Origin of the sequence: Micromonospora sp. NPDC049679, from assembly GCF_040659735.1 — a bacterium.
In the GTDB taxonomy this organism is placed as follows: domain Bacteria; phylum Actinomycetota; class Actinomycetes; order Mycobacteriales; family Micromonosporaceae; genus Micromonospora_I.
On sequence record NZ_JBFANZ010000003.1, the window covers coordinates 169514 to 188488 of the forward strand.

16 protein-coding genes and 1 pseudogene are annotated in these 18975 nt (G+C 70.5%); 8 read left to right on the forward strand and 9 right to left on the reverse strand.

All coding sequences use genetic code 11. From position 1 onward, the window contains the following. Positions 1-39: 39 nt before the first annotated feature. Together AB0J06_RS03675 and AB0J06_RS03680 are read right to left on the reverse strand one after the other, a co-directional pair. Positions 40-789 (reverse strand): SIS domain-containing protein, encoded by a 750-nt coding sequence (locus tag AB0J06_RS03675; RefSeq protein WP_357424207.1) that lies wholly within the window; start codon positions 787-789, stop codon positions 40-42. Then, complete coding sequence (locus tag AB0J06_RS03680; RefSeq protein ID WP_357424209.1) at positions 786-1754, reverse strand: MurR/RpiR family transcriptional regulator; 969 nt, start codon at positions 1752-1754, stop codon at positions 786-788. Before AB0J06_RS03680 ends, AB0J06_RS03675 begins: the two co-directional genes overlap by 4 nt. A gap of 191 nt (positions 1755-1945) precedes the next feature. On the opposite strand from AB0J06_RS03680, the gene AB0J06_RS03685 reads away from it, so the two are divergent. Further along, positions 1946-2932 carry a BadF/BadG/BcrA/BcrD ATPase family protein gene (locus AB0J06_RS03685; RefSeq protein WP_357424211.1) on the forward strand — a complete coding sequence of 329 codons (987 nt, stop codon included), beginning with the start codon at positions 1946-1948 and terminating at the stop codon, positions 2930-2932. A gap of 133 nt (positions 2933-3065) precedes the next feature. Here AB0J06_RS03685 and AB0J06_RS03690 read toward each other — a convergent pair whose 3' ends face one another. The 5 genes from AB0J06_RS03690 to AB0J06_RS03710 form a co-directional block, all read right to left on the reverse strand. Beyond that, entirely contained in the window at positions 3066-3902 is an 837-nt protein-coding gene (locus AB0J06_RS03690; RefSeq protein WP_357424386.1) for a carbohydrate ABC transporter permease, read from the reverse strand. 56 nt (positions 3903-3958) lie between these two features. Beyond that, positions 3959-4870, reverse strand: coding sequence for a sugar ABC transporter permease (locus tag AB0J06_RS03695; RefSeq protein ID WP_357424213.1), 912 nt, complete (start codon positions 4868-4870; stop codon positions 3959-3961). Between the two features lie 11 nt (positions 4871-4881). Further along, positions 4882-6288, reverse strand: coding sequence for an N-acetylglucosamine/diacetylchitobiose ABC transporter substrate-binding protein (ngcE, locus tag AB0J06_RS03700; RefSeq protein WP_357424215.1), 1407 nt, complete (start codon positions 6286-6288; stop codon positions 4882-4884). A gap of 246 nt (positions 6289-6534) precedes the next feature. Next, positions 6535-8022, reverse strand: coding sequence for a CoA-acylating methylmalonate-semialdehyde dehydrogenase (locus AB0J06_RS03705; RefSeq protein WP_357424217.1), 1488 nt, complete (start codon positions 8020-8022; stop codon positions 6535-6537). Then, positions 8019-9308, reverse strand: coding sequence for an aspartate aminotransferase family protein (locus tag AB0J06_RS03710; protein ID WP_357424219.1), 1290 nt, complete (start codon positions 9306-9308; stop codon positions 8019-8021). The genes AB0J06_RS03705 and AB0J06_RS03710 overlap by 4 nt, the downstream gene beginning before the upstream one ends. 205 nt (positions 9309-9513) lie before the next feature. Between AB0J06_RS03710 and AB0J06_RS03715 the strand changes: the two genes are divergently transcribed. The 4 genes from AB0J06_RS03715 to AB0J06_RS03730 all read left to right on the forward strand — a co-directional run bounded on the left by AB0J06_RS03715 (position 9514) and on the right by AB0J06_RS03730 (position 13184). Further along, on the forward strand, positions 9514-10470 hold the full coding sequence (locus tag AB0J06_RS03715; protein ID WP_357424220.1) for a hypothetical protein: 957 nt from the start codon (positions 9514-9516) through the stop codon (positions 10468-10470). 9 nt (positions 10471-10479) lie between these two features. Beyond that, positions 10480-10542, forward strand: a complete 63-nt coding sequence (locus AB0J06_RS03720) for a hypothetical protein (protein ID WP_357424388.1) — start codon at positions 10480-10482, stop codon at positions 10540-10542. 213 nt (positions 10543-10755) lie between these two features. Then, positions 10756-11880: a serine hydrolase gene (locus AB0J06_RS03725; protein ID WP_357424222.1), complete on the forward strand. Its 1125-nt coding sequence runs from the start codon at positions 10756-10758 to the stop codon at positions 11878-11880. Next, positions 11877-13184 carry an MFS transporter gene (locus AB0J06_RS03730; RefSeq protein ID WP_357424224.1) on the forward strand — a complete coding sequence of 436 codons (1308 nt, stop codon included), beginning with the start codon at positions 11877-11879 and terminating at the stop codon, positions 13182-13184. The genes AB0J06_RS03725 and AB0J06_RS03730 overlap by 4 nt, the downstream gene beginning before the upstream one ends. A gap of 125 nt (positions 13185-13309) precedes the next feature. Here AB0J06_RS03730 and AB0J06_RS03735 read toward each other — a convergent pair. Then, a pseudogene (locus AB0J06_RS03735) lies at positions 13310-13591 on the reverse strand (sigma factor); the annotation flags it as partial. After that, positions 13588-14931: a UDP-N-acetylmuramoyl-L-alanine--D-glutamate ligase gene (gene murD / locus AB0J06_RS03740; RefSeq protein ID WP_357424226.1), complete on the reverse strand. Its 1344-nt coding sequence runs from the start codon at positions 14929-14931 to the stop codon at positions 13588-13590. The pseudogene AB0J06_RS03735 and the gene murD, both read right to left, overlap by 4 nt. Positions 14932-15034: 103 nt before the next feature. Here murD and AB0J06_RS03745 point away from each other — a divergent pair, with 103 nt between their 5' ends. The 3 genes from AB0J06_RS03745 to AB0J06_RS03755 all read left to right on the forward strand — a co-directional run bounded on the left by AB0J06_RS03745 (position 15035) and on the right by AB0J06_RS03755 (position 18905). Next, complete coding sequence (locus tag AB0J06_RS03745; protein WP_357424228.1) at positions 15035-16384, forward strand: hypothetical protein; 1350 nt, start codon at positions 15035-15037, stop codon at positions 16382-16384. An 818-nt stretch (positions 16385-17202) separates the two neighbouring features. Further along, positions 17203-18324 (forward strand): helix-turn-helix transcriptional regulator, encoded by a 1122-nt coding sequence (locus AB0J06_RS03750; protein ID WP_357424230.1) that lies wholly within the window; start codon positions 17203-17205, stop codon positions 18322-18324. Continuing rightward, a complete protein-coding gene (locus AB0J06_RS03755) occupies positions 18324-18905 on the forward strand; it encodes an HD domain-containing protein (RefSeq protein ID WP_357424232.1) in 582 nt (193 codons plus the stop codon). The genes AB0J06_RS03750 and AB0J06_RS03755 overlap by 1 nt, the downstream gene beginning before the upstream one ends. The last annotated feature ends 70 nt before the right edge of the window (positions 18906-18975 follow it).

Below are 18975 nucleotides of genomic sequence, written 5' to 3' on the forward strand. Positions count from 1 at the left end.
TGTTGCTCCTCGGATCGGATGCGTCGCGTCGGAATCGCCTCAGGCGGTCCGCCGGATGCGCCCGGCGTACCGTGACTCAAGGGCGTGGTTGTGTTCGTCCCCACCGGGGACGTTCGCGGAGAGGTAGACCGGGGGCGCCTCTCCGGCGAGGTGGAACCGTCGCACGACCTCGGCGGTCAGCAACTGCGCCAGCAGCGCAGCGGTGACCGACGAGACCGCGCAGACCGCGCCGCCGCCTTCCAGCGGCAGCAGTGCGTCGCCGTACGGCGCGCCGTTGTCCAGCACGACGTCGGCGATGTCGGCGAGCCGTCGACCCGAGGGGTGCCGCGGTGCCACCCGCGCGGTGTGCTCGACCGAGGTGACCGCGATCAGCTCATGACCGCGCTTCTTGACCAGCGTCGCCAGCTCCACGACCGAGCCGTTGATGCCGGACTGGGACGCCACCACGAACACGTCGCGCGGCTGCGGGGCCGCGAGTTCGTAGATCTGGTGGGCGATGGTGGGATCGCGTTCGAGCTTGGGATCGTCGAGCACCTCCCGCGGAGCGTCGCCGTGGACGACCACGTCGCGCACCGTGAGCCGGTTGGTCGGGACGAGTCCGCCGGCCCGGGCGACCAGTTCGGCGGCGAACGCCTCGGAGTGGCCGGCGCCGAAGGCGTGCAGCACTCCGCCGTCGCGCAGGCTGGCGGCGATCAGGTCGGCGGCCCGGGCGATGCCGTCAGCCTCCGAGTCGAGCAACCGGTCCAGCACCGGGCGGACCGCGTCGGCGTACCCCTGCATGCTGATCATGCGTGGCGCACCTCCTTCGCGGCCTTGTGCCCGTCGACGGCCTGGGCCGTGCGCTGGAACGCGGCGTGCGCCCGGTCGTGGGTGCGTTGGGCGACGGCGATGTAGAGCAGGTCGAGGACGACGAGCTGCGGGTGCCGCGCGGAGAGCGCGTCGGGTCGGAACGTGGTGGCCTGTGTGGCGGTGATCAGCACGATGTCGGCGAGTTCGGCGAGCGGCGAGCGGGGGAAGCTGGTCAGCGCGACGGTCGTCGCGCCGTGGCTGCCCGCCTCGGCGAGCATCTCGATCGTCTCGCGGGTCTGGCCGCTGTGCGAGATGCCCATCGCCACGTCGCCGGCGCGCATCAGCGCGGCGCTGGCCAGCCCGTTGTGCACGTCGGTCCAGGCCCAGGCGGGTACGCCGATGCGGTGCAGGCTGAACTGCAGCTCCTCGCCGACGAGGGCGCTGCCGCTGGCCCCGAAGATGTTGACCCGCGACGCCCCGGCGACGGCGTGCGCGGCCCGCTCGACCTCGCGCAGGTCGAGCAGGGTGGCCGTGTCGTGCATGGCACGGGTGTCCGCGGCCATGATCTGCCCGAGCACCCGGTCCAGTGGGTCGCCGGGCTGGATCTCGCGGCCGATGTCGATGGTCCAGCCGGCGGAGCGGGCCCGGCCGGTCTCGGCGGCGATGCCGAGCCGCAGGTCGGCGTAGCCCTCGAACCCCATCGCGCGGCAGAACCGGGTGACCGTGGCGGGCGAGGTGCCGCTCCGTTCGGCGAGCTCCACTATGGTCGCCCGGGCCGCGGCGCTGGGGTCGGCGAGCACCTGCTCGGCGACGCGCTGCAGGGCTCCGGTGAACTCCGGCAGCCCGGATCGGACGCGCGCCAGCACGCTGTCCGCCGGCGACAGCGCGATGACGCTCCGCCCCTCGGTTGCCGGGGCATCGACCACCGCGGTCCCCGCGGGGGTCTCGGCCTCGTGATCAACCATCGGCGGTCACCTTTCCGAAAACGTTGTTTACTGATAGTGGTAAAAGTTCTTACTGCGGGCCCCTTCTTGTCAATACCGTGGGCGAAGTTTTCAAACTGTTACCTCGTCCGGGGTCGCTCCGGCCTTGCCTCACGACACCGCGCCGCGCAGCATTGACCGAGGTGGAGGGCCGACGGAGGGACGCACGGCGGATGTCAGAGGCGATCGTGGTCGGGCTCGACGTCGGTGGCTCGACAACCCGCGTCAGCGTCGCCTCGCTCACCGGCGAACGACTCGGCGACGGCCGGGCCGGCGGCGGTAACCCCACGACACACGGCGCCGAACGGGCCGCCGCCGAGCTGCGCGCCGCCCTGACGGACGCACTGTCCGATGTGGAGCCGATGAACGCCCGGGCGGGCGTGATCGGGCTCGCCGGCGCCGGGCGCCTCCTGGCCGACCCGACCGGCCGAGCCGCGTTCGACACCGTCTGGCGGGAGGTCGGGCTCCGCTGCCCCTATACCGTGGTCGGCGACGCGCTGGTGGCGTACGCCTCGGGCGTCCCCGCCCCCGACGGCACCGTGCTCATCGCCGGGACCGGCGCGATCGCCGCCGCCGTGCGCGGGATGACGCTCGACCGGGCCGCCGACGGCCACGGCTGGCTGCTCGGCGACTCCGGCTCCGGCTTCTGGCTCGGCCGCGAGGCGGTCCGCCGCGCCCTGGCCGACCTCGACGCCGGCCGGCAGCTCACCTTGCTCGACGCGCTGGTCCTGACCGAACTGCTCGGCGCGCCCACGGTCGCGCCCCGCCCGCGCGACACCGTCGACCGGCTCGTCCAGACGGTCACCCGGCGGCCCCCCGTCGAACTCGCCGCACTCGCCCCGCTGGTGATCACCGCTGCCGACCAGGGCGACACCACGGCGACGGCGATCCTCGCCGACGCGGCCCGGCATCTTGTGACGACCGTGGAACGGATCCGCACGGCGGACGAGACCACCCCGATCGTGCTCGGCGGCGGGCTCCTCACCGGCGACACGCCGCTGGCCGCTGCGGTGACCGCGGCGCTGCGAGTCCGGTGGCCGGAGGCCCCGCTGGAAACCGCCGGAGACGGCGCGGTCGCGGCCGCCTGGCTGGCCGCCCGCGCCCTGCCCGAGGTGGACGCCGACGCCCTGCATGCCCGCCTCGTGGCCCTCGCACCCTGACGCCGCACCGACCGGCGCCCAACACGCCTCTTTCAACGAATTTCCCGTCGATCAAGGACGTGTTCACACGATTGGAGATCGAACCATGTGCGTACTCCCTTGATCGACGGAAGAGGGAGCGGGGAGCGCGGGGTTATTTGAGTTGGCCGGCGGTTAGGCCGGACTGGACCTGGCGTTGGAAGGCGACGTAGATGATCAGCACCGGCAGCATGGCGATGGTCAGGCCGGCGAAGAGCCCGCTGTAGTCGCCCGCGTAGCCCTGGCTCACGGCCAGCGCGGACAGTCCCTGGGCGAGCACCTTCTTCGAGTCGTCGCCCTGCATGAGCACCTGCGGCAGGATGAACTGGTTCCAGTGGCTGAGGAAGTTGAAGATCGCCACACTGATCAAACCCGGTCTCGCCATCGGCAGCATCACCCGGAAGAAGAGCCGGAAATGCCCGCAACCGTCGATCAGCGCGGCCTCGGCGACGGCGGTCGGCAGGGTCCGGAAGAACGCGGTCAGGAAGAAGACCGTGAACGGCAGCGAGTAGGCGGCGTACACCAGGATCAGCCCGGTCCAGCTGCCGAACAGGCCGGCATTTTTCACCACGAAGAAGAGTGGCACCAGGGCCAGGAAGACCGGGAACATCATGCCGCCGACGAACAGGTAGTACACGAGCTGCCGGCCCCGGAACTCGTAGCGGGCGAACACGTACGCGGCGGTGGCGCCGAGCAGCATGGTCAGGGTCAGCGAACCGGCGACCACGATGGCGCTGTTGAGGAAGTAACGGCCGATGTGCGCCTCGGTCCAGGCCCGCGACCAGTTCTCGAAGCGCAACGCACCCGGCAGGCCCCACGGGTCCCCGAGGATCTCCGTGTCGCTCTTGAACGAGTTGAGCAGCACCCAGAGCAGCGGGAACGTGGTCAGCACGCCCCACAGCAGCAGGAAGCCGTGGGAAAAGGCGTTGGCGATGCCGCGCTCGCGGCGCACTGCGCGATCACGCGTCTCGCTCTCCGCCTCGGCCGGCGTCAGGACGGGCACGGTGGTCACGAGTACTCGATCCGATCACGTCGGGCGGCCCGCAGCGCCAGCACCGCCACCGAGAGGGTCAGGAAGAACATCACCACGCCGATCGCCGAGGCGTACCCGAACTTCGTCTCGCTGCCGAACGCCGTGTCGTACATGCGCAGGCCGATGACGTCGGCGGCGAAGTTGGGACCGCCGTTGAGGGTCATCTGCTGCACCAGGATGAAGCCGTCGAGCGCGAAGATAGCCAGGTAGATCCAGGCGACCTGCACGGTGTCCCAGAGCAGCGGGACGGTGACCCGGACCAGGGTGACCCAGCGCGTCGCGCCGTCGAGCATCGCCGCCTCGTAGATGTCACGCGGGATCGCCTGCATCGCCGCGCCGAAGAGCACCACGTAGAAGCCGACGTTGCTCCAGACCATGGCGACCAGCACGCACCAGAACACCGTGTCGGGGTCGCCGAGCCAGGCCGGACCCGCGATCCCGACCGCGCGCAGTGCGCCGTTGATCAGGCCGTAGTTCGGGTGGTAGGCCTCCTTCCAGATGATCGCGATGATCACCACGGAGAGCACCTGGGGGAAGAAGTAGACGGTGCGGTAGAGGCCGCTCCCGCGCACCCCCACCACCCCGGCCCGCCCCTTCCGTCCGCCCATGTTGAGCATCGTCGCGAAGAAGAGGCCGAACCCGATCGTCACCACCGGCACGACGGCGAGCAGGATCGCGTTGTTCTTCAACGCGTTCCACACGTAGTCGTCGCGCAGCAGCGCCGCGAAGTTCTCCGCCCCGACGAAGTCGGCGCTCGTCGTATAGCCCAGCCAGTCGGTGGTCGAGATCTGAAAGGCCTGCAGGTACGGCGAGAGCACGAACAGGGCGTACAGCAGTAGCGGCGGCACCAGGAAGGTGACGATCAGCGGATATCTACCGTGTTTCATGGACCGACCCGCTACGCCCGCTTGTACTTGGCGACCGAACTGTCCGCCGCGATCGAGTCCGCGCCCTTCTGGCACTGGTCGAGGAACTCGGCCGGGGTGCTGCGGCCGCTGAAGAACTCGCCGCACGCCGCGTCGACGAGGTTGCGCTCCAGCTTGCGGTAGTAGGCGTTGTAGAGCCAGTTGAACGTGTCGCCGCCCGAGGCTTCCAGCGCCTTCGTCACGCTGGTCAGGCCGAAGGGCAGCTCGACCCCGCCGGTCCCGCCGGCCACGACGGTCAGGCTGGAGACCTTGCGGGTGAAGTCCTGCGCGCCCTTCCGGGAGAGCATGACGCGCAGGTATTCCAGGCCGCCCGGCCGGTTCGCCGCCTTCGCCGGCACCATGAACGGCTCACCGGCGGTACCGCGCAGCGCCGCGAAGGGGAGCTTGTCGCCGGCGCCGAGGCTCGGGGTGGGCGCCACGGTCATGTTGAACCCGGCGGGGGTGACCGACTTCTGCTCGTTCTCCAGCCACGATCCGCACGAGATGAACGCGGCCTTCCCCTGCGACCACGCGGTCTGCGCCTGCTTGTGGTCCAGCCCGGCCGAGCCGGCGAGGATGTAGCCGTCCTTGACGATCTGGTGCCACGCCTCGGCCGCGGTCTTCATCGCGTCGGACTTCCAGGCGTTGGGCTCCAGGTTGTCGATGTTCTTCGCCACGTCCGTCCCACCGAGCTTGATGGCGGTCGCGATCACCGGCCAGCTCATGTAGCGCGGGTGGACACCGGGGTAGGTCCAGGGGGCGATGCCGGCGGCCTTGATCGTCTTGCAGAGCGCGATGTGCTCGTCCCAGGTATTCGCGTACTGCCAGCCCCGGTCGGCGAAGAGCCTGGTGGAGTACCAGATGCCGTACGCGGTGTAGGTGTAGTTCATGACCAGGAACTTGCCGTTGTAGGAGCCGACATCGACGGCGCCGGGCAGCAGGGTCTCCCGCACGGTCTTGCCGGGCAGGTCGAGACTCGGCGCGTCGAGCAGTTCACCGAGGTCGGCAAGGGCGTTCTGCGAGACGAGGCCGTTGAAGTCGATCTGGCCGCCGCCGGAGTTGTTGACCACGTCGGGCGGGGTGCCGTCGACGAAGCGCGGCTGCAGCGTCTTGCTGATCTCCTGCGTCGCCGAGTGCTTGATGGCGGCCTTCGGGTGCTTCTCCGTGTACATCGCCTCGTGCGCCCTGGCGTACTCCTCACCGAAGCCGCCGTTGAAGATGACCACCTCCAGCGGCACGTCCTCCTTGACCCCGAACGGGTTGTCGGCGGTCTTCTCACCCTGGTTGGTGAACTTGTCGCCGCCGCTGTCGCCGCCCATCGCGCAGCCGGTCAGCAGGCCGGCGGCCGGGGCGAGGACGCCGGCGGCTGCGGTGCTGCGCAGAAGGTCACGCCTATTCATGAGTTCTCCTCGGATCCGGTCAGGCGACGCCACGCGCGGGGGACGCGCGGGGCCTCGGCTCGCGGCACGGGACTGCGTTGCTTGTCTTCAATTAAAATGATCGTGTTGAAGAATTCTTACGGCAGTTGTCCCCGGACAGCAAGACCTCACGCCCGAACCGTTATCCACCCGAAAAACGCCGATGGGCGGCGGTGCCGTTGCACACCGCCGCCCACCGACCGAAACATGGCCGGCTCTCCGCACCGATCAGCTCTGCGTCGGGAAGCCCAGATTCACCCCACCGTGGCGCGGATCGAGCCACCGGCTCGTCACGACCTTGCCGCGGGTGAAGAAGTGCACCCCGTCCCGCCCGTGCGCGTGCGTGTCACCGAAGAGCGACGCCTTCCACCCGCCGAACGAGAAGTACGCCATCGGCACCGGGATCGGCACATTGACGCCGACCATGCCCACCTCCACCTCGTGCTGGAAGCGACGCGCCGCTCCCCCGTCGTTGGTGAAGATCGCCGTGCCGTTGCCGTACTCGCTGCTGTTGACCAGGGCGAGCGCCTCGTCGTACGACGCCACCCGGACCACCGAGAGCACCGGACCGAAGATCTCGTCGGTGTAGATCGACATGTCCGGCGTGACATGGTCGAAGAGGGTCGGGCCGAGCCAGAAGCCGTCCCGCTCCCCCGCCGGCTCCACCCCGCGCCCGTCGACCACCGCCGTGGCGCCGGCGGCGATCCCGGCCTCCACATAGGACGTCACCCGGTCCCGGTGTGCCCCGGTGACCAGCGGACCCATGTCGCAGCCGGCCCGCCGCCCGTCACCGGTACGCACCTCGGCGACCCGGGTCGCGATCCGGGACACCAGGTCATCGGCGACCGGCTCGACCGCCACCACCACCGAGATCGCCATGCAACGCTCCCCCGCCGAGCCGAACCCGGCGCTGACCGCCGCGTCGGCGGCCAGATCGAGGTCGGCGTCGGGGAGCACCACCATGTGGTTCTTCGCCCCGCCGAGCGCCTGCACCCGCTTGCCGGCCATCGTGCCGCGCTGGTAGACGTAGCGCGCCACCGGCGTCGAACCGACGAACGACACCGCCCGTACGGCCGGCGACTCCAGCAGCGCGTCGACCGCCTCCTTGTCGCCGTGCACGATGTTGAACACCCCGTCCGGGAGCCCCGCCTCGGCGAACCACTCGGCCAACAGGGTCGGCGCGGACGGGTCCTTCTCCGACGGCTTGAGCACCACCGCGTTGCCGCAGGCGATCGCGATCGGCACGAACCAGAGCGGCACCATCACCGGGAAGTTGAACGGCGAGATCACCGCCACGACGCCGAGCGGCTGCCGCAGGCTGTACGAGTCGACCTCGGTGGAGACGTTCTCGCTGAACGCGCCGCGCTGCAGCGACGGGATGCCGCAGGCGTACTCGATGACCTCCAGGCCGCGCTGCACCTCGCCGGCGGCGTCCGCGAGCACCTTGCCGTGCTCCGCGGTGATCGCCGCGGCGAGCCGGTCGCGCCGGGCGTTGACGATCTCCCGGAACGCGAACATCACGGCGCCGCGCTTGGCCAGCGACGCGTCCCGCCAGGCGCGCGCGGCACGGCTGGCGGCGTCCACCGCGACCGCGACGTCGGCGGCCGAGGCGAGCGGGACGTGGCCGGTGAGCCGCCCGGTGGCCGGGTCGTAGACCTCGCCCTGCCGGACCGACCCGCCGGTCCACGGCTTGCCGTCGACGAAATGACTGATCATGAGGCCGCTCCGATCGCGTCGACGAGGATGCCGAGTCCTTCCCGCGCCTCTTCCTCGGTGAGCGTCAGCGGTGGGCCCATCCGGATCACGTTGCCGTAGAGTCCGCCCTTGCCGACCAGCAGGCCGGCGCGGCGGCACTCCTCGAAGACCCGCGCGGTGATTGCCGGATCCGGCTCCCGGGAGCCCGGCTGCACGAATTCCACGCCGAGCATGAGCCCCTTTCCACGCACCTCGGCGACGATGGCGGACCGCTGGGCGGCCGCGCGTAGCCCGTCCCGCAGGATCGCGCCGACCCGCGCCGCGTTGGCCTGCAGATCGTGCTCCAGCAGGTAGTCGAGGACCGCGCTACCGGCCGCCGTCGAGATCGGGTTCCCGCCGAACGTGGAGAACGAGATCGCCTGGACGCTGTTGAGCACGTCCGCCCGGCCGACCACACCCGCCAGCGCGAAGCCGTTGCCGACCCCCTTGGCGAAGGTGAGCAGATCCGGGGTCACGTCGTGCGCCTGGTAGCCCCAGAAGTGCTCACCGGTGCGTCCCCAGCCGGTCTGCACCTCGTCCGAGATGAGCAGGATCCCCGACTCGTCGAGCACCTTCTTCCACGCGCCGAGCAGCCCGTCGGGGGCGTGTGTGAAACCGCCGACGCCCTGGATCGGCTCGGCGATCAGGCAGGCCACGTCCCCCGCGCTCTGCGTCGCCAGCACCTCGCGCAGGTCCTCGACGGCCGCGTCGATATGCGCGTCATCGTCCAGCCGCGACAGCAGGCCCCGCAGCCGGTCGCCCGAGTGCAGCCAGCTGACCTGCAACGGGTTGAGGGCGCTCGCCGACCAGCCCCGGTGTCCGGTGATGCCCATCGTCGCGTACGACCGGCCGTGGTAGCTGTTGCGCACGGCGAGGATCTGGTGCGAGCGGCGGTAGTTGGTCGCCACCAGCAACGCCGCCTCGTTGGCCTCCGTACCGGAATTGGTGAAGAAGACGCGGGCGTCGGGGATGCCGGAGAGCCGAGCGATCTTCTCGGCGAGCTCGACCTGCTCACGGATCAGGTAGAGCGTGGAGGTGTGCACGACGCCGGTGCGCAACTGCCGCTCCACCGCCTCGCGCACCTCGGCGATGTCGTAGCCGAGCATGTTCGTCAGCACGCCGCCGAAGAAGTCGAGATAGCTACGGCCGGCCGCGTCGGTGACCCGGCGCCCCGAACCGGAGACGATCTCGATCGGTTCGTCGTAGTAGAGCGGCATCCAGGACGGCAGCACCGCTCTGTGGCGGTCCAGCAGATCGTCGGTCGTCATGATGATCAAACCCCTCGCCCGGTGTGGTGCCGATCACTGCACGCTGCCACCACGACCACGGCCCGGGCAATTGCCACCCTGTCGCCGAGCGGCCCCTCCGCTCTGACACACCGTCAACCGCCCCGCGCCCCGCTAAGATCCGGCGGTGCCCGCGAGTCCGGTCCCCCCATCCCCGGCTGCACAGTCCCCGCGTTCGCAGTCCCCGGTGCCGCTACCACCGGGCGCCCCGACCGACGAGCTCGTCGCCGGGATCGAGCGGTGGGTCACCGCCGATCCGTTCCGTGACCTCGTCCGGGCCTTCGGCGGCCGGCTGCCCGCCGGTGACCCGGCGACCCTGCTCGGCTGGCTCGACGAATTCTCCGCGACGCACTGGGACTTCCGGCACGGCCGGGAACGCCCCGAGGCGCGCGAGCCATCGCTCGATCCGACGACCGCGCGACTCGTCATCGACGCGGCCCGGTCGCTGGGCATGGTCACCGCGCTGCCGCCACCGCGCCGGGCGTACCGGCACCTGCTGGTGCTCGGCGGCCTCGCCCACGCCTGTTTGCAGCGCACCGACTACGCCGCGCACCTGCTCGACACGGGCGCGGTGCGCGCCACGGAGGTGGCGGTGCTGGGCAGCTTCCGGCCGCTCACCGCCGATGAACGCGACGTGCTCGCCGGCCTCGGGCTCGACGCGTGCGACACCGAGGTGGCGGCGCTCGACGCCGGGGTGCGCCGCGCCTTCGGCGTGCGGCGACCGGAGGACGAGACGGGACGCACCGACGCCAACCCGCACTGCTCCTGGTCCGTGCGCACCTACCGGCCCGAAGGCGGGCCCGTGGTTCGAGTGCTCGCGGCCCCCTCCAGCGACCCGGGGGTACGCCGCGCACACACCGCCGACACCCAGCATTTCTGGGCGCAGCAGGTGCGACTCTCCCCCGACGACCGGGTGCTGATGGTGACCGCCCCGATCTACGTGCCGTTCCAGCACTGCGACGCGATCCGCACCCTCGCCGTGCCGTACGGATGTGGCATCGACACCATCGGCGTCGACCCGGACCGTACCCATCCCGGGCTGCCCGAGCCGGTCCTCACCTCCGGCCGCTACCTCCAGGAGATCCGCTCCGCGATCCGCTCGATGCGCCACCTGCACGCCGCGCTCCCCGGCGCGCGGGACTAGGGCGACGGAATTTTGTGGAAGCTACGGACCGGCGCGCCGTGGCGAGACCTGCCCGAACGGTACGGGCCGTAAACGGCGCGTTTCTGCTCCGTGCATAGCCTTTCAGTCGCCACCGATGTGACGTCTCTGCGCGGTGGGCGGGTCGTCGGCTCGTCCTGCGGCTGACTCAGGTTTGCCGGCTCTTGCGCGGGGACTACACGGAACGCATTGGGCTAGAACTCCACTGTGACCCGCGTCGCTGCGATCGGGACCCTGCACTGAAACGCGTTGACCTAGCGTCGGTGTATGGCCGTCAATGAAGACGCAGCAGGTCAACCGCACTTCGTCCCCGTTGACCGTCGCCCAGACGGGTCGGTCGACCTCGCTGCGGTGCGGAGGGCCGCTGAGCAGCAGGCGCAGCGGGTCACGCCCGGCATCGAGGACATGGCCGCGTACCTGTCGGCGCAGGTCGCTGACGAGTCGCACCGGGATGTCACCGGTCCGCTGTTGGCAGGTTCCGGCGCCTCCGGCGTCGTCCGGTGCCAGGGGCGGGTAGTTGCGCGATGGGGCGACCCGGGCGTCCCGGAGATGCTGTTCAGCGGAACCAAGAGCGTCGTCGCCACGGTGGCCGGAGTCGCCTTCGACCGGGGCCTACTCGACCCGGATGCGCTCGTGCTGGCGACGGCCGACCATCCGATGCTCGACACTCTCGGGCTTGAGGGCATGACGTGGCAGCACCTGTTGCAGCAGACCAGCGGGTGGGAGGGCGAGCTGTGGGGCAAGCCGACGCGGGTGGACGCGCAGAGTCGGCGTGAGGGTTTCGAGCGGGAGGGCGCACCCGGGACCGGCTGGGCGTACAACGACGTACGGGTGAATCTGCTCTGCCTGGCGTTGACGCTGCTGTTCCGCCGGCCGCTGCCGGACGTGCTGCGCGAGGAGGTGCTCGACCCGCTCGGCGCGTCGTCGTCCTGGTCCTGGCACGGCTACCGCGACGCGTTTGTCGACATCGGCGGCGAGAACGTCGCGGTAGTCAGCGGTGGGGCGCACTGGGGCGGCGGATTGTGGATCTCGGCCGACGACCTGGCGCTGCTCGGCGAGCTACACCTGCGCCGGGGCGAGTCGCAGGGCCGGCGACTGCTGAGCGAGGAATGGATCGAACGCGCCTGGCACCCCTGCGAGCTGAACCCTGACTATGGCTACCTGTGGTGGCGCAACGACTCCCGCCAGGTCCAGCCGAACGGACCGGGGAGCGGTCGATGCGCCCGGGGCAACGGCGGACGGCACCTGCTCTGGATCGACCCGGACCGCGACCTCGTCATCGCCTCGCACTGGGGCGACGACGTCGGCGACCTGATCGCCGAGGTCTCCGCCGCCGTCGACATCACCTTGGCCCGGACCGGCTCAGTCACCGGCGCCCGTACCGGCTCATGACCCGCTGGGCAGCGGTCTCGCCGATCCCGCCACCCGGGCGGCTGCGCACCCTGGCCTTCGCCACATTGGCCAACACGGTCGGCTCGGGGCTCTGGCTGGCCGGCGCGGCGCTCTTCCTAACCCGCGACGTCGGCCTGAGCCCCGCGTCGGTCGGCGCTGGCCTCACCGTCGCCGGGCTGATCGGACTCACCGCCAGCGTGCCGCTCGGCGGTCTCGCCGATCGGCACGACCCGCGTACGCTGCGGGCGGTCCTCCAGCTGCTCCAAGCTGCCGTCGCGGCGTCGTACCTGCTGGTCGACTCATTCCCCGTGTTCCTCGTGGTCGCGGTGCTGGACGCGCTGCTGGTCTCCGGGAACCTCTCGGTACGCGCCGCGCTGGTCGCCGCAGTCGGTGGACCAGACGGTCGGGTACACGCGTTTGCCACCCTGCGGGCGGTGGCGAACCTCGGAATCGCAGTCGGCGCCGGGTCGGCCGGCTTCGCGCTGGCGGCGGATACCCATGCCGCCTATCAGGTTCTGGTGGTCGGCAATGCCGCGACCTATCTGTTCTCGGCGGCGCTCATACTGCGGCTGCCAGCCTGCCCGCCGGCCGCGTCGGGGCGGACGGCTGACAGCCCCGTTCCCCGCCGGGGGCGGGCGCTGCGCGACGGGCCGTTCCTTGCGGTCAGCGCCGCATCGGCGATGCTTTCCGTGCACTACGTGGTGCTTACGCTGATCGTTCCGCTCTGGGTCGCGGCCCGCACGGAGGCGCCGGCCGCCGTCGTGTCGGCGGTCCTGCTGGCCAACACCGTGCTCACGGTGCTGCTGGCAGTACGGATGAGTCGCGGCGCGGACACGGCGCTCCCGGCCTCCCGGGCGATGCGCCGCGCCGGCCTCGTCCTCGCGGGGGCGATGGTGCTGTACGCCGCCACCGCCGGCACACCGACCGGACCGGCGATCGGGCTGCTGCTGCTCGCAACCGCCGTCTACACGATCGGCGACCTGTGGCACGGCAGCGCCGGAGCAGGCCTGGCCTACGACCTGGCCGAGCCGGAGGCCATCGGTGCGTACCAGGGCGTGGACGGGCTGCTGAGCGGCATCGCGCGCGCCGTCGGCCCAGCTTTGCTGACGTGGGTGATCCTTGATGGCGGGGTCGTCGGTTGGGCTGCGGTGGGCCTGCTGTTCGCCATCACGGGCCTGCTCGCGCCACCGCTGACCCGGTGGGCGTTGACCACCCGGGGCCGACCTACCCGGATCCCGGACATCGGCCCGATCGCGACCGCCGACGGAACCGACCGCCAGAAGCATCGACGTTCGTCGGTGTAGCGGTATGTCGACGAGGATTCAGCCGGGACAGGGGTCCGCACGGCCGGCGCGTCCGGCTCGATCGTGGCGACCCGCGGTGGCTCGGTCGCGCTGTGCCGGCGTTCCAACACGAGCCGACGGACCCACGAGGTGCAGCGCGAGACGACCGCCGGACGCAGGTAGGCCGCCGGGTCGCGCACGTCGTCACCGCGCCGCAGCCACTCGACGAAGGCGTCCTGCACCACGTCTTCGACAGCCGGCACGCTCCCCGTGGTGAGGTACGCCAACCGAACAAGCGGCGCATAGCGCTCGCGTACACCGCGTCGGAGATCGCCTCCTGGCGCAGCGCCGTCTCCACCGTCACAAACTAGGGGCGCACGAGCACCGGAGTTGGTTGGGCGTCGCCCCGGTTTTCGCGACGCGATCAGGCGGTGTCGCGGATCGCCTGCACGAACACCTCGGACCGGTGCTCGAAGTTGCGGAAGCGCCCGTAGCTCGGCGCGGCCGGCGACAGCAGCACCACCCCGCCGACCGGGGTCAGCTTGCGGGCCAGCCGCACCGCCGCCACCAGGTCGTCGGTCACCTCGGTGCGCACCTCGGGCAGGTCACGCAGCACCCCCACGATCCGCTCCCCGCTGTCCGGGATGCCGATCACGGTCAGGCTCCGCCCGGTGAGGTGCTCGCGGAGCGGGCTGTAGTCCAGGCCCCGGTCCGTGCCACCGACGATCACCGTCAGCGGACGGTCGTCGTACGCGTCGATCGCGTGCATCGCCGAGTAGGGGCTGGTCGACAGGGTGTCGTCGACGAAGGTGATGCCGGCCGGGTCCTCGATCTGGGTGAGCCGGTGCGGCAGCCCCGGGAACGCCGCCACCGCCCCGGCGAGCGTCTCCCGCTCGGCGAGGCAGTCGACGCCGTACGCCTCCAGCACCGCGAGCGCGACGCAGAGGTTGCGCTCGTTGTGCCGGCCGACCAGCGGCAGCACCGCGCGCGGGAAGAGGGGCTGCTCGCGCCGGAACACGTACGGGGCGCCGTCGGGGCCGGCCGCGACGTGGAAGCTCGTGGGCACGCCCGCCGCCACCGTGGGCCGCTCGCCGATCATCTCGGCCAGCCGGTCGTCCGCGCCGTTGAACACGATCGTTTCGGGGCCGTGCGCCACCAGGTTGAGCTTGTCGCGGTAGTACTCCGACTCGCCGCCGTGCGCGTCGAGGTGTTCTGGGAAGAGCGAGGTGACCACCGCCACCCGGGGCGAGTCGGCGAGGTCGCTGCACTGGTAGCTGGAGAGCTCCAGCACGTACAGCTCGCTGTCGGGCAGATCCAGCAGCGGCACGCCGATGTTTCCGCCGAAGATGTTGGGGTGCCCCACGGCGGTCAGCAGGTGACTGATCAGGCTGGACGTGGTGCTCTTGCCCTTGCTGCCGGTCACCCCGACCGTGCGGGCCGCGTGCTCGGCCATCCAGAGCGCCGTGCCGCCGGTGATGGTGACCCCGCGCCGGCGCAGCTCGATCACCCACGGGTGGGTCTGCGCGACACCCGGCGACCGCACCACCACCTCGGCCGCGGCGAGCCTGGCGAACGCCTCCTCGCCGGTGTGCAGCGGGGCCGCCGCCGCGAGCGCGCCGTCCCAGGGCAGCGAGAGGAAGTTGCCGCTGTCGTCGACCGCGACCAGCTCGGCGGGGGCGTGCGCGGCGATGGCGGTCACGGCGGCCCGGCCCTCCCGGCCGGTCCCCCAGACAGCGACGGAACGGCCACGCAGGTCAGCCAGACGCACCGGCGAACTCCTTCGGCGGGAACAGGCAGTATGTGAACGGCCGGCATTCGACGAAAACCGGCACGACTAGTATGGCTCGCCGGCACACAGTGAGGAGCTACGGGTGGCGCAGGAGCAGATCCGGCAGATGACGGAGTTCGCGTTCCCGTCGTTCTCCTTCGATCCCGCCACGGGCGTGGCCTCGTTCGAGTACGCGCTGGACGGTCCCGGCGGTGGGCTTCGGTTCACCGAGGTGATCACCTTCCCGCTCCCCTCCTCGCCCCCGGACGCCGCGACGCTGTCGACCTTCCACCGGGTGCTGGAGCTGCTCCACCTCGTCGCCGGGGTGAGCTACTACAAGGTCGCCGCCCCGCCCGCCCTGCTGGCGCCGGCGCCGCTCGACCCGGCCACCGTCGCGCTGGTCACCGCCGTCTACACCAAGGGCCTCGCCGAGTACGCCTACCGCAACCAACTGCCGCACGTGCTGGAGCTCTCGCTCGCCGTGCCGGACGGGTCGGCGCCGGTCCCGGAGACGCTCGACAACAGCGAGCGGCGACCGCTGTCGGCCGTCGGCGGCGGCAAGGACTCGATCGTCAGCCTCGAGGCGCTGCGCCGCGCCGGCTTCGACCCGGTGCCCTTCTCGGTCAACCCCAACCGCGTGATCGTCTCGGTCAACGAGGCCTCCGGCCTGGCCGCGCTCGCCGCCCGTCGGGCGATCGACCCGCAGCTCTTCGAGCTGAACAAGGCCGGCGGTTACAACGGGCACATCCCGGTCACCGCGATCAACTCGCTGATCGCGGTCGCCACGGCGGTGCTGCACGGTCTCGGTCCGGTGGTGATGTCCAACGAGCGCTCCGCCTCCGACCCGAACCTGATCTGGAACGGTCACGAGATCAACCACCAGTGGTCCAAGGGCGTCGAGGCCGAAGGACTGCTGCGGGGCGCGCTCGCCGCCCACGCCGGGCTCACCGAGCCCTACTTCTCCCTGCTCCGTCCGCTCTCCGAACTGCACATCGCCAAGCTGTTCGCCCAGTTCACCGCGTACGACGCGGTGGTCACCAGCTGCAACGCCGCGTTCAAGCTGCACGGGGCGAGCGACCGCTGGTGCGCCGACTGCCCGAAGTGCCGTTTCGTGTTCCTGGCCATGGCGCCGTTCATGCCACGAGAACGACTGGCGGGGATCTTCGGGGTGGACCTGCTCGCCGATCCGGCGCAGGTGCCCGGCTATCTGGAGCTGCTCGGCATCGACGCGCACAAGCCCTTCGAGTGCGTCGGCGAGGTCGAGGAGTCACTGGTCGCGCTCGGCCTCCTCGCCGAGCAGGAGCAGTGGCGCGACGCCCCGGTCGTGCGGGCGCTCGTCGCGGCCGTGCCCCCCGCGGCGTGGAGCGCGGCGTCCCGCTCCGACGTGCTCACCCCCGGCGGTCCGCACTTCGTCCCGGCCGGATACGCCAAGACCCTCACCGCGCTCGCCTGACCCGAACTGTCGGTGCCGGTGGGTACGAGGTCACGAATGGCGTCTCCGTCACTCTCGGCCGGGTTCGGGTCCGGTGGTTGCTGTACGCGGCTGCCGTAGTGATTCGTCGAGCAGCCGGCCGTAGTGCTCGCGCATCCGGAGCCAGTACTGGCGCTCGTTGCACGGATGCAGCCGGCCGCAGCGGCAGAGGCTCAGACCGGCCTCGGCGTGTACGGTCAGGAAGACGTCGGCGCACTCGACTTGCCATTGCGCGTGCCGGCGGAAAGCGTCTGAGCCGTAGATCGTTCCCATTTACTTCCCCGCCCGGCGTTGATGGTGGTGCGACAGGAGTTCCGCGATCGCGTCAACCGGGTCGATCTCACCTGCGGCGATCTTCGTCCGAGTGATCGCGATCCACGGCGGGGACGTTTGAACCGACTCCCGCGCGTCCGACAGCGGCCGTGGACTGGGTAGCGGTTGTGTGGACGCGGTGGCTGCGTGGTTCTGTACCGCGCCCAGGAGCCGCCGTCGGGCGGCGTCCCTCTCTTCGGCATCCCGATGGGCAGCGGCATCAAGAACCGCTCGACGGCTGCGTTCTGCGCGAGCGCGACGGAAATGCCAAGGCCAGATGCTCATGCTTGTCTCCCGTGACGTGGGCAGGCTGATCTCGCCGGTCGGCGGCTACGGTGCGGGTATCTAGAACGATCAATAACTACGACGCTACGATCACGGCAACGGCCGTTGGAGTCACCAGCAGTACGAGTGGCCTGGCCACAAACCGCGTCGAGGCGGCGGCCGAGAGCAGAAACGTCGAGTGCCGGTCAACATAGGGATGTCGGATGGCGAGACAGGGCCACGGACAAAGCCAAAGAGGCACCGTGACCGGGTACATGCTCAAGCTCATCCGAGAGTCGATTCCCACGACGCAGGAGCAGCTGGCCACGCAGCTCGGCGTGGACCGCGCGACCGTGCAGAGCTGGGAATCCGGCCGGCGGCCGTTCACATCCGTTGCGTTCGGTCAAGCGATCGCGATCCGCCACAAGCTCGCTCGGCTCGGCGCCGACGCCGTGTTTCTGGCCGCCCTCGACGACGCGGCCGAGGCGGATTTCATCCTCGCCGGGATCCTCGACACGAACGTCGAGAAGATCGACATCGCCGACCACTCGCTTGGGTGGTCGGTGCTCACCCATCCGCTGACCGATCTTGTCCTGTGGGCCGCGATCGGACAGCCACCAACACTCCTCAAGGGAATCCCGTCGCCGAGCCGGCGCGGACCCGTCCCTCCTGGCCCCACCCTTGAGGCCGGTGAGCAGCGCGAGTTCTTCGCCAACCTCCAGGTGTTGGCGGACCGAACCAACCGCCGCCGCGACAACGAGGTTCTGCTCCACCGGCAGGCGTGCTTCTTGGCCGGCATGGACCCCACGGGTGCGTCCGTTACCTGGATCGGACGAACCACCTCCAGCAGCACCCACCGCGGAACCTTCCATACATGGTCGCCCCTGTGGCCCGACGCCCGCTCGGTCGCTACCTCGCTGGCCAAGCAGGGCGACCCGGAGCTGCTGCGTGACTTCATCGCGCGAGCGCATCCGGACGACGCCTGCGAGCGAGCTGGGCTCAACTACTGGGCCTACTGGGTGGGCGAGATCCCGGAGCGGCAGCGGAACGACCTCTTCATGACGGCCGAGAAGGCCACGTGGCGAGGCACGCGCCTGCTGCGGCACCTGGTCGACCGGTTAGATCCCACGCACCCGTTCGTCGACCTCAACATCCACAGCCTCTGGGCCTTACTGACCGCGCGTCGAGGCATCACGCACGACGACACGGCGACCAGCCGAACTCTTCTCGACCGCAGCACCACGCTCCTCGACAGCGGGCACATCTCTCCCCAGTCACAGCGGGAGCTAACGTCTGTCGTCTACAGTCTGCGTACCGACGGGCTCTCCGGCACAGGGGCGATCTGATGAGCGACGACCACGATGCCGCCGGCGCGATGAGCTTCATCTTCGAGGCAGGAACACTCAAGCGCGCGGCCCGAACCGGTTGGTGGATCGCCGGCATCAAAGACCCCGAGTCGATCGCCGAACACTCGTTCCGCACCGCGATCATCGGCATGATCCTCGCCGCGATGGAAGGCGCCGACCCTGCCCGGGTATCGATGATGTGCCTGCTGCACGACACGCAGGAAACCCGCATCACCGACATCCCGCACATCGCCAAGCGCTACCTCACCGCGGCCGCCAACACTGACATCACCGCCGACCAGGTGGCCGATTGCCCGCCGGCCGCCGTCGACGTCATCACCGGCGCGGTGACCGAGTACGAGGCAGGCGAGACCCTTGAAGCCGTAGTGGCCCGCGACGCCGACAAGCTGGAGTGCCTCGTCCAGGCAGTGGAGTACCGCCACCAGGGCACAGACACCGTCCAACGCTGGATTGACAGCTCCCGAGCCGCCCTCAAGACCGCATCCGCCCACCGCCTCGCCGACGCGGCCCTGTCGGGGCAACCCCTCGCCTGGCTCAACACGTTCCGAACCACGGCGTAGGACGCGCCGGAGCCTCTAACGGTCGTGCACTGACCGCGCATCTCCGACCCAGCGATGCCAGCGATCTCCA